General features: G+C 68.5%; 12 protein-coding genes. 8 read left to right on the plus strand and 4 right to left on the minus strand.

The genetic code is table 11. The features are described from left to right. The first annotated feature begins 97 nt into the window (after positions 1 to 97). From fsa to B5V46_RS13145, 5 genes are all read left to right on the plus strand, one after another. Positions 98 to 751, plus strand: coding sequence for a fructose-6-phosphate aldolase (gene fsa / locus B5V46_RS13125; protein ID WP_080617016.1), 654 nt, complete (start codon positions 98 to 100; stop codon positions 749 to 751). Positions 752 to 797: 46 nt separating this feature from the next. Beyond that, a complete protein-coding gene (locus B5V46_RS13130) occupies positions 798 to 1505 on the plus strand; it encodes a DUF484 family protein (protein ID WP_080617017.1) in 708 nt (235 codons plus the stop codon). Beyond that, complete coding sequence (locus B5V46_RS13135) at positions 1502 to 2425, plus strand: tyrosine recombinase XerC (protein ID WP_080617018.1); 924 nt, start codon at positions 1502 to 1504, stop codon at positions 2423 to 2425. The genes B5V46_RS13130 and B5V46_RS13135 overlap by 4 nt, the downstream gene beginning before the upstream one ends. Before the next feature lie 174 nt (positions 2426 to 2599). Continuing rightward, positions 2600 to 3022: a hypothetical protein gene (locus tag B5V46_RS13140; RefSeq protein ID WP_080617019.1), complete on the plus strand. Its 423-nt coding sequence runs from the start codon at positions 2600 to 2602 to the stop codon at positions 3020 to 3022. Positions 3023 to 3312: 290 nt separating this feature from the next. Beyond that, the gene (locus tag B5V46_RS13145) at positions 3313 to 3990 is read left to right on the plus strand and encodes a hypothetical protein (RefSeq protein ID WP_080617020.1); all 678 of its coding nucleotides are present in this window, start codon (positions 3313 to 3315) and stop codon (positions 3988 to 3990) included. 65 nt (positions 3991 to 4055) lie between these two features. On the opposite strand, the gene ileS is transcribed toward B5V46_RS13145, so the two are convergent. Together ileS and B5V46_RS13155 are read right to left on the minus strand one after the other, a co-directional pair. Next, on the minus strand, positions 4056 to 6959 hold the full coding sequence (gene ileS, locus B5V46_RS13150; protein WP_080617021.1) for an isoleucine--tRNA ligase: 2904 nt from the start codon (positions 6957 to 6959) through the stop codon (positions 4056 to 4058). Between the two features lie 188 nt (positions 6960 to 7147). Then, entirely contained in the window at positions 7148 to 7468 is a 321-nt protein-coding gene (locus tag B5V46_RS13155) for a VPLPA-CTERM sorting domain-containing protein (RefSeq protein ID WP_080617022.1), read from the minus strand. A gap of 74 nt (positions 7469 to 7542) precedes the next feature. Between B5V46_RS13155 and B5V46_RS13160 the strand changes: the two genes are divergently transcribed. Then, complete coding sequence (locus B5V46_RS13160; protein WP_080617023.1) at positions 7543 to 7962, plus strand: hypothetical protein; 420 nt, start codon at positions 7543 to 7545, stop codon at positions 7960 to 7962. Positions 7963 to 8007: 45 nt separating this feature from the next. Here the strand turns inward: B5V46_RS13160 and B5V46_RS13165 are convergent, their stop codons facing one another. Both B5V46_RS13165 and B5V46_RS13170 read right to left on the minus strand, forming a co-directional pair. Continuing rightward, positions 8008 to 9078, minus strand: coding sequence for a YcjF family protein (locus tag B5V46_RS13165; protein WP_080617024.1), 1071 nt, complete (start codon positions 9076 to 9078; stop codon positions 8008 to 8010). After that, positions 9075 to 10505 (minus strand): YcjX family protein, encoded by a 1431-nt coding sequence (locus tag B5V46_RS13170; protein ID WP_080617025.1) that lies wholly within the window; start codon positions 10503 to 10505, stop codon positions 9075 to 9077. The genes B5V46_RS13165 and B5V46_RS13170 overlap by 4 nt, the downstream gene beginning before the upstream one ends. 128 nt (positions 10506 to 10633) lie before the next feature. Between B5V46_RS13170 and truA the strand changes: the two genes are divergently transcribed. After that, positions 10634 to 11404 carry a tRNA pseudouridine(38-40) synthase TruA gene (truA, locus tag B5V46_RS13175; RefSeq protein ID WP_080617026.1) on the plus strand — a complete coding sequence of 257 codons (771 nt, stop codon included), beginning with the start codon at positions 10634 to 10636 and terminating at the stop codon, positions 11402 to 11404. Positions 11405 to 12219: 815 nt separating this feature from the next. After that, positions 12220 to 13404 (plus strand): glycosyltransferase 87 family protein, encoded by a 1185-nt coding sequence (locus tag B5V46_RS13180; protein WP_196774247.1) that lies wholly within the window; start codon positions 12220 to 12222, stop codon positions 13402 to 13404. The last annotated feature ends 30 nt before the right edge of the window (positions 13405 to 13434 follow it).

The raw sequence follows: 13434 nt of genomic DNA on the forward strand, positions 1-13434 counted from the left end.
GAGGTTCAGCCCGTGTGCCGGGCGGGGTTTCGGCCCGGCCCGGCATCGGCTATCACCGGCGCGACAGATTGCAGCAAGGCCCGGGGAGGCTTCTTCCATGAAATTCTTCGTCGATACCGCCGATATCGAGGCGATCCGCGAACTCCACGATCTCGGGATCGTGGATGGCGTGACCACCAACCCGTCGCTGATCCTGAAATCGGGCCGCGACATCCTAGAGGTCACGAAGGAGATCTGCGATCTGGTCGCGGGCCCGGTCTCGGCCGAGGTGGTGGCGACCGAGGCCGCCGCGATGATCGAGGAAGGCCGCAAGCTCGCGAAGATCGCGCCCAACATCGCGGTCAAGGTGCCGCTGACATGGGACGGGCTGAAGGCCTGCAAGACGCTTTCCGGCGAAGGGCACATGGTCAATGTCACGCTGTGTTTCTCCGCCGCGCAGGCGATCCTTGCCGCCAAGGCCGGTGCCACCTTCATCTCGCCCTTCATCGGGCGTCTCGACGACATCAACCTCGACGGTCTGGACCTGATCGCCGATATCCGCACGATCTACAACAACTACGATTTCAGGACCGAGATCCTCGCCGCCTCGATCCGCTCGGTCAACCATATCAGCGAGGCCGCCAAGATCGGCGCCGATGTCGTGACCGCGCCGCCCTCGGTCCTCAAGCAGATGGCCGCGCATCCGCTGACCGACAAGGGTCTCGCCGCCTTCATGGCCGACTGGCAAAAAACGGGGCAGAAAATCCTCTGAGCCTGGTGTATCCTGCCTCAAAACACGATCCCATGAGGCAGGAAACATGAGCAGCAATGCCGCGATAGCGGACGATCTTCGCGCGAGGATCATCAACGAACCCACGGTGATCCTCGACGACCCGGACGTGATGCGCGCCCTGGTCGCGGCCAATGACAAGATGATGGGCGCCAATATCGTCGATCTGCGCGGCATCGCGATGGACCGGCTCGAGGCGCGGCTCGACCAGCTCGAAGAGACCCACCGCTCGGTCATCGCGGCGGCCTACGAGAATCTCGCGGGCACCAACCAGATCCACCGCGCCGTGCTGCGGCTTCTGGAGGCGCCCGATTTCGAGACCCTGCTGGGGCTTCTCGACGACGATCTGGCCGCGACCCTGCGCGTCGATTGCGTGCGGCTTGTCCTTGAGACCGACGGCGACCAGGCCGGGGCGGCGCCGGCCGTGCCCGGCGAGGCATTGCGGATGATGGGCCCGGGCTTTGCCCGCGGCTATGCCGGCAACGGCACCAGCCGGCCGCCCCGCCGGGTGGTGCTGCGCCGCACCGGCCCGCATTGCGAACAGGTCTACGGCTCCGAGGCGGGCGCGTTGCGCTCCGAGGCGCTGCTGACGCTCGATCTGGGGCCGGAGCGGCGGCCCGCGTTGCTGGCGCTGGGCTCGGCCGATCCGCAGCAATTCACCCCCAATCAGGGCACCGACCTGATGGATTTCTTCGCCGGCACCGTCGAGCGGGTGCTGCGGCGCTGGCTGGCGTGAGCCTCGCGCTCAGCCCGGCGCTGCGCGACGCGCTCGAGGCCTGGCTGGCCGAAGAGCGCGCCCTGGACGGCGCCTCCGAGGCCACGATCCGGGCCTATGCCACCGATCTGCGCGGATTTCTGGGCTTTCTCGCCGAATATGACGGCGCGCCCGCCGGTCCGGCCCGGCTGAAACAGGTCGGGCTGCGCGATCTGCGGGCCTGGATGGCGCATGAGCGCGGCCGCGGGCTCGGGCCGCGCTCGCTGGCGCGGGCGCTGTCGGCGGTGAAGGGGTTCTTCCGCTGGTTCGGCAGGCGCGAGGGCTTCGAGCCGACCGCGGTGCTGTCGGTCCGCGCGCCGAAATTCACCCGCAAGTTGCCCCGCCCGCTGGCCGAGGAGGCCGCCCGCGAGGTGATCGCCGATCTCGGCACGACCCCGGCCGCACCCTGGATCGCGGCGCGCGACGCGGCGGTCGCGACGCTGCTTTATGGCTCGGGGCTCCGGATTTCCGAGGCGCTGGGGCTGAGGGGGCGCGATGCGCCGCTGCCCGAGGTGCTGCGGATCCGCGGCAAGGGCGGCAAGGAGCGGCTGGTGCCGGTGCTGCCGGTGGCGCGCCAGGCGGTCGAGGCCTATCTCGGGCTCTGCCCGTTCGAGAAGACCCCCGAGGCGCCCCTGTTCCGCGGCGCCCGCGGCGGGGCGCTGAACCCGCGGCTGGTGGCCCGGGCGATGGAAGGCGCGCGCATCCGGCTGGGTCTGCCCGCCTCGGCCACACCGCATGCGCTGCGTCACAGCTTTGCCACGCATCTGCTGGCGGCGGGCGGCGATCTCCGCACCATCCAGCAGCTTCTGGGCCATGCCTCGCTGTCGACGACGCAGGCCTATACCGCGGTCGATACGGCCCGGCTGATGGAGATATACGAGGCCGCCCATCCCAAGGCCTGAGCGGCGGGCATCCGCGGACCGGAGCCCGGCACGTATCGGCGCATCGGCACATAGATGCCCCGATCATGTCCAATTTGATCCACCTTTCCGCTGTTCAATGGCAGGGCCCGGATCGTGTCCCCCGACATCCCCCGACACGGCGCCGGCCCATTGCGACTGCTGGAAAGGACCGCCATGAATATCTCGATGACCAGCTCGGCACTTACCGGGCTTGGCGCTGCGCGGCAAAGCCCTCCGCCGGCGTCTCCGCCCCCGGAGGTCGCCGACAGGACCTCGCAGCGCGCCGAAGAAAAGCGTCTCGACCGCCTCGAGGCGCAAGACAGCAAGGATACCGCGACCTCCACGCTGTCGCTGGCACGCTCCGACGACACCTCGGAAACCACCCGCGAGACCGACGCATCGGCCGCGCTGAACCTGCGGAGCGAGGTTGCCAATGATGCGCCGCCGCCCCCGCCGCCGCCCAGCCAGACCGAATCGATCATGCAGGGCATCATCTCGAGCCTGAGCGATACCGGCTCTTCGGCGGATCAGGCCACGACCCAGGCCGAAGCGCTGTACACTGCGATGCAACGGATGCTGACGGAAAGCGCCGCCTGACCCGGGCTGCGCCCTACCCCTTGACACCCCCTTCCTCCCCCCTGGCTTGACGGCCGGGGGTCGGAGGGCGTCGGCGTTTTGCCCCTGACACGCCGCCCCCCGGGGATGCCGGGGCCCTGGCCCGAAAGCGCCCTGTACGCCCGGGCTCCTTCGCCCCAATACTTTCAAATCCTGAAAAATCCTCTGGAAAAACCCGCGTCAAGCGAGGTTGCCCCAACGGTCCCGTTCAGCTTTGGCCAAGGACTTCTTCCGAGCATGGGGCTCCACCTGTCTGCTCAGAAGGAGAGACCATGACCGTAGCAAATGCAGGCGATTTTTCCGCCTGGGGCTTCGCCGCCGCCCGCAAGGCGCTGAATATCGAAGGGCGCCCGCCGGGGGCGTCCCCATCCGGTCCGGCACACTCCGCCCGGGACATCCCGGGCCAGCCCGAGAAGGACAAGCCTGCCGGCCTGTCCTATGCCGATGTCGCGACGGCCGGCCTGACCGACCTGATCGACCGCGATGCAAGACCAAAGGCCGAGGGACAGGACGAGGGTTCCCTGACCCTGTCGGATCCCGGGGGGCGCAGAGACGGCGCCGGGACGTCAAACGCGACCGAGAACCTCGTGAAAAGCATGATGGAGATCGCAGCCGGCACCGCGGAGCCCTGGCAACAGGCCGCCTCCCCGAGCGATCCGAGCGGGACCGGTGGGGCCTTGTCTCAGGACCGCGCCACGAGCCAGATCGCCGATTATCCCGATCCGGACAGCCGGGCGGTTTCGGGCAGCCATGACGGACCGGCGACGCTCCGGCCGGACGACCAGGCCAGCGCGCAGATGCCGACGGGCTCCGCCACCGGCCAGCTTCAGGGCGAATTCCGGACCGACAGCTCGTTCGACCCCTCGGACTTCAAGGACCAGCTCGCGCTCCAGACCGGCATCGCCACCTTCCAGAACGCCCAGGCGCTGTTCTCGGGGGCCGCTGCCTGATCCCGCGACAAGGCCTGATCCAGCACAAGGAAGAAGGGGGCCGGATCGACCCGGCCCCCATCGTCTCAGCCCAGGGCCGCGCTGCAGCGCCCGCAGGTCTGCGGATGCGCGTGCTGGCCCACATCGGGCAGGATCTTCCAGCAGCGGCCGCATTTCTCGCCATCGGCCTTCTCGAAGACCACGCCGACGCCATCGATATCTGGCAGCCGGAACGCCTCTTGCGGGCGCGGATCGCCGCTGAGCTGCACCGCCGAGGTGATGCAGATATCGGCGAAATCGACCGATTTCAGCGCTTTCAGCACCTCGGCATCGCGCACATGCACCACCGGCGCGGCCTCGAGGCTGGCGCCGATCACCTTGTCCTTGCGCTGCAGCTCGAGCGCGGCGGTCACCACGCGGCGCACCTGACGGATATCGGCCCATTTCGCCGCCAGCGCCTCGTCGCGCCAGTCGGCGGGCGTGTCGGGAATGTCCTGCAGATGGACCGAGCCCTCATCCTCGGGGAAGCGCGAGAGCCACACATCCTCCATGGTGAAGACGAGGATCGGCGCAAGCCAGGTCGTCAGCCGGTGGAACAGGATGTCGAGCACGGTCCGCGCCGCCCGCCGGGTGGGCGAGTCGGCCGCATCGCAGTAAAGCGCGTCCTTGCGGATGTCGAAATAGAAGGCCGACAGATCCACGGTGCAGAAGTTGAACAGCGCCTGGAACACGCCCTGGAAGTCATAGGCGTCATAGCCCGCGCGGACCTTTTCATCGAGCTCGGCCAGCCGGTGCAGCACCCAGCGCTCCAGCTCCGGCATCTCGGCGGGCGCGACCGTCTCGGCCTCGGAGAAGCCCGCCAGGTTGCCCAGCATGAAGCGCATGGTGTTCCGGAGCCGCCGGTAGCTGTCGGCCACGCCCTTCAGGATCTCGGGGCCGATCCGCTGGTCATTGGTATAGTCGGTCTGCGCCACCCAGAGCCTGAGGATATCGGCGCCATATTGCCTGACGACCTCCTCGGGCAGGATGGTGTTGCCGAGCGACTTGGACATCTTGTTGCCCTTCTCGTCCAGCGTGAAGCCATGGGTCAGCACGCCGCGATAGGGTGCGCGGCCCAGCGTGCCGCAGGCCTGCAGCATCGAGGAATGGAACCAGCCCCGGTGCTGGTCGGTGCCTTCGAGATAGAGATCGGCGATGCCGTCCTCGGTGCCGTCGGCGCGGTCGCGCAGCACGAAGGCATGGGTCGAGCCAGAATCGAACCACACGTCGAGCACGTCGAAGACCTGGCTATAGGCCTCGGGGTCGTGATCCTTGCCGAGGAAGCGTTCCTTGGCGCCCGGCATGTACCAGGCATCGGCCCCGTCGGCCTCGAAGGCGGCGGTGATGCGCGCGTTGACGGCCGGGTCCCTCAAGAGGAAATCGGGGTCGTCCGGTTTCGCCCCGGTCCTGACGAAGCAGGTCAGCGGCACGCCCCAGGCGCGCTGGCGCGACAGCACCCAGTCGGGGCGCGACTCGATCATCGAATGGATGCGGTTGCGGCCCGATTGCGGCGTCCATTTCACCAGCTGGTCGATCGAGGCCAGCGCGCGGCCCCGGATCGTGTCGCCATAGGTGTCCATGCCGTCGTCGAGCTTGTGATCGATGGAGGCGAACCATTGCGGCGTGTTGCGGTAGATCAGCGGCGCCTTCGAGCGCCAGCTATGCGGATAGCTGTGCTTGAGCCGCCCGCGCGCGATCAGCGCGCCCGCCTCGACCAGCTTGTCGATGACGCGGCGGTTCGCGTCGCCCTCCTTGCCGTCGGGCCGGATGATGACCGCGCTGCCGAAAAGCGGCAGATCGGCGCGGTAGGAGCCGTCCTCCAGCACGTTATAGGTCATCGGCAGGCCGAATTTCAGGCCGATCTGGTAGTCGTCATCGCCATGGCTGGGCGCGGTATGGACAAAGCCCGTGCCCGCATCCTCGGTGACGTGATCGCCGGGCAGCATGGGCACGTCGTAATCCCATTCGCCCGCACCGCCCTCGACGCCGCGGAAGGGATGCGCGAGCGTCAGCGCGCCCAGCGCGTCGGCCGAGACATCGCCCACCCGCGTCCACATGTCCGAGGTCAGCCGGGCCGCGCCCAGCACGCTTTCGGCCAGCGCATCGGCGAGGATGTAGCGGTCGCCAACCGTCGCCCAGCATTCCTCGGGCGTGCCGGTGACCTCGTAAAGGCCATAGCCGATACCGGGGCCGAAGCAGACCGCGCGGTTCTGCGGGATGGTCCAGGGCGTGGTGGTCCAGATCACCACCCGGGCGCCTGCAAGCGCGGCGGAGGCGCCCGAGACGATGGGGAACTTCACCCAGATCGTGTGGCTTTGATGGTCGCGATATTCGACCTCGGCCTCGGCCAGAGCGGTCTTCTCGACCGGCGACCACATGACGGGTTTCGAGCCCTGGTAAAGCGTGCCGTTCATCAGGAATTTCATGAATTCCTCGGCGATCACCGCCTCGGCATGGAAATCCATGGTCAGATAGGGATCGGCCCAGTTGCCGGTGACGCCGAGGCGCTTGAACTCCTCGCGCTGGACCTCGACCCAGCCCTCGGCGAAGCGGCGGCATTCCTGGCGGAAATCGACGACATCGACCTTGTCCTTGTCGAGCCCCTTGGCGCGGTACTGTTCCTCGATCTTCCACTCGATGGGCAGGCCGTGGCAGTCCCAGCCCGGCACATAGCGGGCATCCCGGCCCATCATCTGCTGGCTGCGGACGATGAAGTCCTTGAGGATCTTGTTCAGCGCGTGGCCGATATGCAGATGCCCGTTGGCATAGGGCGGGCCGTCGTGAAGCGTGAAGGGCGCCCGGCCCTCCTTCTCGCGCAGCCGGTCATAGATGCCGATCCGGGCCCACCGCTCCAGCCAGTCGGGCTCGCGGGCGGGCAGGCCCGCGCGCATCGGGAAGTCGGTTTCGGGCAGGAAAAGGGTGTCTTTATAGTCGGGTGTATCGGCACACATGGCAGGAATCCTCGGAATGCGATCCGGATTACGGTCTTGATGATGTCTGGAAAGTTCGGCGCGACGGGTCAAGCGCCTTTGCCCGGTCGCTCTGGATCAGAGCGCCGGGCCCGTAATTCGACGGATCGGCCAGACAGGACAAGGCATGCCGGTTCTATAGACAGGCCCCGGGCCGAGGTAAAGCGCCGTTACCCTTTGTTGCGGCGCCGGAGCGCAGCCAGCCCGCCCAGGGCCGCGGCCGGCAGCAGGCCTGCCGCGGGCAAGGGCACCGGCGCCGGAACCGTGCTGATCGCGCCCAGCCCGTAGGTGTCGACCCCGGCCCAGGGGCCGTCATAGGGCAGATGCCGGCTATCCGTCCGGCAGGCTTCGCCGACGCTGTATTCCATGAGCCCCGTCCTGCGGTTGCAATAGCGCGGCATGTCGTAGATCGCGACCAGCGAGAAGCGCATCTCGGACGCGCCCCCATCCAGGCTGTCGATGTCGAAGCCGAGCGGGCCGCCGAACAGCACGGCGCCCCTGGCCCGGTCAGCGGAAGCCAGCTCGCGCCGCTTTCCACGGTTCCGGTCCCGATCCAGGCCATGAAATGCTCGTCATGATCGCCGCCCGCGAAGATCTGCGGATCGGGTGCGGCATCGCCCGAGGGCATGAGGACATTGTCGGCAAAGCCCAGGACCAGCTCGCCGCCCTCGCCCAGCGAGACATAGCCGTTGCATTCGCCGAGATAACGGTCGGGCGCCGCCTGCGCCACGCCAAGGGCGAGCGAGGCCTCGGTGCAGGGCGCCACGCCGCCCCCGAAGCCGAAACCCGGCGTGAAGCGGACCACCCTGTCGGCAAAGGACATTTCTCCGCCAGGGAAATCGACCCCGTAGACGGTGGAGGCAGCCGCGCCCTCTGCGGCCAGAAAAAGGACAGCCCCCAGCAGGACGGCCGGAACGGCATGGGTCATGGCAGGCTCTCGCGGATCGCCCTGCCAGCCGCCGGGTCCGCCATAACTCTGCCTTAAGTTGATTTCCCCTCAGACAAACAAGGGTTAGCCCGCCCCGGCCGCTCAGCCATCGGCGCGCGAGAAGACGCCTGTCAGCGCCCGCTTGACCAGCGCACCGACCGAGGGCCGCCGGGCCTCGCGGAAGGGCAGCGGGCGGCAGACCTCCATCGCGGCGACGCCGACCCGGGCGGTCAGCGCGCCATTGACCACGCCCTCGCCGAAACGGCGCGAGACCTTGGCCAGCATGCCCCCGCCGGCGATCGAGCCGATCATGTCATCGCCCACCGCGACCGCGCCCGTGGCCACGAGATGGGTCATCACCGCGCGCGCCAGCCGGATCGAGCCCAAAAGCCCGCCGCGCCCGCCATAGATCTCGGCGATGCGGCGGATCATCCGGAGATTCGCGGTCAGCGCGGTCAGCAGATCGGCCAGCGCCAGCGGCACGATGGCGGTGATCGCCGCCACCTGCCGCGCCGCCGCCTCGACCTCGCGGGTCGCCACGGCATCGAGCGGCGCCAGAAGCTCGCGCTCGGCCAGCCCCATCAACCCGTCGGCATCGAAGATCTCGTCGCGCTTCTCGGCCAGACGGGCCCGGCCCCAGCGGGTATCCTCGCGCGACCGGTAGAACGCGCTCAGCCTGTCGACCAGCGCCCGCGCCGCCCTGATGTCATTGGCCCCGATCGCGGCCTCGGCCTCGCGATGCAGCGTGTCGAGCCGCCGAAGCCGGGCAAAGGCCGCCATCTCGCGCAGCGAAATCAACAGCACCGCCAGCACCACCAGCCCGACCAGCGCCAGCGCCACCGTGCCGAGGATCTCGTTGCGCTGAAACAGCCCGATCACGAAATTCCAGGCCGCGACAGAGATCACGAAGCCAAGAAGCGTCACGAAGGAGGTCCAGAAGAACCGGGCCAGCCGCGACGGACGCCGCGATGCCAGCATCGCCACGGTCTTCATCGCCCGGCCCTCGGGCGGCAGCTCGTCCTCGTCATCCGGCACCGGCGGTGCATCGGCCGGGCCGCGCGGCGGCGCCTCCTCCTGCGGATCGGAAAACGGATCGGGTGCGGATTTGCGGGCAGGCCGCGCAAAGGCCCTTTCCTCGTCCTCGAGGTCGAACACGACGGGACGGCGGGTCATCTCAGGCGATCTCCCAGCAGGAATTCGGCGGCCTTGTCGAGCCGGATATGCGGCGGCCCCTCGCCCGGTTTCATCGTCAGCCGGGCCGGGGCGAAATGCATGACCTGGTAATCGCCGTCGAGCCAGTCCTCGACCCCCTCGCGCGCCGGTGCCAGCAACAGCGCCGGATCCTCGGGCAGCTCGCCCGGGTAAAGCGCGGCCTGCCGCCCCGTCGACATCAGCGTGCCGCGCACGCAGTCATAGCTTTCGCCGCGCTGCTCGCGGGTTTCCTCGACCGTCGCCCGAAGCGCGGCAATGGCCATCGCGGCGGTCTCGGCGCCCGCGAAATCGGCCCGCCGCCGCGCCTCCTTCATCAGGGCCTGCATGACCGAGGTCAGCCGCGCATGCTGGGAATGGTGCAGATGGTCGGCCTTGGTCGCGGCAAACAGGATCTTCTCGACCCGCCGGCCGGTCAGGAAGCGCGTGAGCCAGGCATTGCGGCCGGGCCGGAACGCGCCGAGGATCTCGGTCATCGCGCGGCGCAGATCCTCGACCGCGCGCGGCCCGGCATGGATGGCGCCCAGCGCATCGACCAGCACCACCTGCCGGTCGATCCTCGAGAAATGATCGCGGAAGAAGGGTTTGACCACCTCGCGCTTGTAGGCCTCGTAGCGGCGCTCCATCTCGCGCCAGAGACTGCCGCGGGGCGTGCTGCCGCCCGGTACCGGCAGGGGCGCGAAGGTCAGGACGGGCGAGCCCGCCATCTCGCCCGGCAACAGGAACCGTCCCGGGGTGCAGTCGGAAAAGCCCGCCTCGCGCGCGATGTTCAGCGCCTCGGTGAAGCGCGCGGCCAGCATCTGTGCCGTCGCCTCCTCGAAGGGCGCGCCCGAATCGATCCCGGCCAGCGCCGCCAGAAAACCCTCCGAGCCCGGTCGCTGGTCGAGCCTACCCAGCGTCTCGGCCGCCCATTCGGCATAATCCTTGTCCATCAACGCCAGATCGAGCAGCCATTCGCCGGGATAATCGACGATATCGACATGGATCGTGCGCGGGCCGGTCACCGCCCCGAAGATGCTGCCAAACCCGCCGGGCCGCACCTTCAAGGACAGCCGCAATTCCGAGACGGCGCGGGTCGAATCGGGCCAGCGCGGCTCCGAGCCGGTCATCGCCGCCAGATGCGTCTCGTAGTCGAAACGCGGCACGGTATTGTCGGGCTGCGGCCTGAGATAGGCCGAGACAATCGCCCCCGAAGCGGCGGCGCGCAGCTGCGGCATCCGCCCCCGGTCGAGCAGGTTCGCCACCAGCGAGGTGATGAACACGGTCTTGCCCGCACGCGAAAGGCCGGTCACGCCCAGCCGCAGCACGGGTTCCATGAAGGTCTCGGAGACCGAGGCGGCGATGCCTTCGACGCCGCGTGTCACTCCATCCGCCAGATCGCCGATGCGCAAGATCGCTCCTTTCGAGGTCCGGACGCTCCTGTCGAAGTCCGGGTGACAGTTAATCACGCCGCGCCGCCACTGCCAGCCCCCAAGCGGCCCGATTGCCAAGGAAGGATTGTCGCGGTAACCGGGGCGCCATGCCCCGCTATGCGTTGAAACTCGAATATGACGGCAGGCCGTTTTCCGGCTGGCAACGCCAGGCCGACCGCCCCTCGGTGCAGGGAGCGGTCGAGGCGGCGCTGGCGCGGCTGGAACGGGATGTGCCCTCGATCTCGGCGGCCGGGCGCACCGATGCGGGCGTGCATGCGCTGGGTCAGGTCGCGCATTGCGACCTGGCGAAGGACTGGGACCCGTTCCGCCTGTCAGAAGCGCTGAACCACCATCTGAAACCGCATCCGGTCGCGGTGGTCGCCTGCGCCGCCGTGCCCGACGGGTTCCATGCCCGGTTCTCGGCGCAGGAAAGGCGCTATCTGTTCCGGCTGGTCTCGCGCCGGGCGCCTTTGGTGCATGACCGGGGCCGCCTCTGGCGGGTGAACCATCCGCTGGCGCTTGCCCCGATGCAGGAGGCCGCCCGGCATCTTCTGGGCCGGCACGATTTCACCACCTTCCGCGCCTCGCTGTGTCAGGCTGCCTCGCCGCTCAAGACGCTCGACGCGCTCGAGATCGAGGAAGTCGATTATCCCGGCGGGCGCGAGTTCCGCTTCCATGTCCGCGCCCGCAGCTTCCTGCACAATCAGGTGCGCAGCTTCGTCGGCACGCTGGAACGGGTCGGCGCCGGTGCCTGGGCGCCGGAGGACGTCAAGGCCGCCCTCGAGGCCCGAGACCGCGCCGCCTGCGGCCCGGTCTGTCCGCCCGACGGGCTATACCTCGCCGCAGCCCGCTACGACCCGTCGCCTTTCGACAGCTGATCCCCGCAAGCTGCCCCTGCGGGCCACCGCCTCACAGATCGTATCCCACAGTGTCACCGCCCGGCGGCTCGCCGCCGGATGCGAAAGCCTGCGTCAAACGGCCGGACACCCTCGATCAGCCCCTTTCAACCGGCGAGATGCCCGCGCGTCCCGAACCCATATGCCGGCAACGGCGGTCCCCATACACGCAATGCGCCCGGCCGCATCTATGCCCGCTTTCAACGCGCGCCGCATCGCCAGCCGCGCCCCCGCGCATCGCCTTCCGGAAACCGGATCCGAGATCGCCTGACCGGACGTGACGGATGCCGGCGCCAGCGGAAGGCCATTCCGGCCCGAGGGAAACCGGCATTGCCCCTGTCTTTTCAGCGCCCGAACCCGCGGCCATATCGACATGCAGGGGCAAGGCGCCGGCCTGTTTCGCAAGACAACAGGGCCCGGCATCGCGGGACGCTCCAAGCTGTCGCTTTCTCGGCATGGGATACCGGGGCGTCGTTTCGCCGGAAGACCTCGTGCCCCCAAGCGGAACCGATGAGACCCGAGTGCCACGTCGCCGAGGCGCGCCTGACACATATTGCCTTCAGCTCCATGCAACCCAGGCGCCGAAACGGAACGGCGGCCGGCCCTGGAGACAAACCGTCACGCGCCAGCCCCCGTTGCTTTCGCAACTTGATCGCGCATGCCGCATTGTGCATCCTTGCAGCGTTTTCACCATTCTCTTCAGATCAGCTCTTTCCGGACATATTATGTCGCCAGAAAACGCCTTTCCGTCCCGCTACCGGCGGGTCCTTTTCACGTATCTTCCCATTTTCCTGGTGATGCTCGGCTGCGGCGTCACGATCTGGAAGGCCGCCGGCGCGGACGGGCCGTCGCGGCAACTGGACACGGCCTGGCTGATCGCGGGAACCGAGTGCCTTTTCAGGGGGATGTCGCCCTATGACATCGGCAGTTTCACCGCCTGCTGGGCCGACAGCCTGGATCGGGCCTATATGGCGCCCTTCGTCTTTCCACCCACCATCTTCCTGGTTTCCTTTCCGATGGGACTGCTGCCCGAGGCCAGTGCCAAGCTGTACTGGAGCATCCTGGGGGCCGCGAGCGTTCCGCTTTTTGCGCTGGCCCTGTGGCAGGTCGCGCGGGTCACCGAGGTGGAGGGCCCGGCCCGGCTTCTGCGCGCAGGCTGGGTGACGCTGGGCGTCTCGATCGGCGGGACCACCGGGGCGCTTTATGTGGGCCAGCCCAGCGTGCTGGTCGCGCTGGGGATCTGCCTTGTCCATCTCGGCCTGCGCGACAGCCGCGCCGCGCTCTTCCTGCCGGGGGCGCTGCTCTGCTCGCTGAAACCGCATCTTTCGCTGATCTGGTTCGCTGTCGCGATTCTGATGCCACCGGGTCGGCTGGCCGCCGCCAAGAGGCTTCTGGCCGGTCTCGCCCTGCTCGGCGCGGCCGCGCTGATCCTCGCCGATCCGCAGATCTTTTCGGACTATCTGCAGGCGCTGGAGGTGCATGCCCAAAGCGCGGCCAGCAAGCTTTCGAGGGCCGAACTGCTTTATGGCCTGCCCGGGCTGCTCGACTGGGGCCGGGATCATCCGCGCAGGGCTGCGTTACTGGCGGCAGCGCTTGTCCTCTCGGCTGCGGCGGGAGCGGCGCTGGCGCGGCAGCTGCCGGCGCAATGCGACCGAAGCATCCCGCTGCTGGCCGGAGTCTGCCTCGCCGGCGCCTTCGTTTCGGCCCACAAGGGCTATGATTTCGCCGTCTATGCCCTTGCCCTGGCGCTGGTCGCCCGTCTGCCCCGGACCGTCCAGGCCTTGCTGCTGGGGCCGGCCCTGCTGATCTGGCGCCCGGCCCTGCTCGATCCGCTGCCCCTTGCCGGCCCGGCGAACCATGTCGTCCTTCTCGACGCGGCGCTGGCCTGCAGCGCGGGCTTTCTGCTGCTCTACGGCCTCGGCCAGCGCGCCCGCACCGGACAAGAGGACCAGGCCACCGCCCAAGTCGGGCCGCCAGTCTAGCCCCGCACCCCGGGTTTCTTCCAGTTTTAG

Origin of the sequence: Rhodovulum sp. MB263 (genome assembly GCF_002073975.1) — a bacterium.
Taxonomy (GTDB): Bacteria; Pseudomonadota; Alphaproteobacteria; order Rhodobacterales; family Rhodobacteraceae; genus Rhodovulum.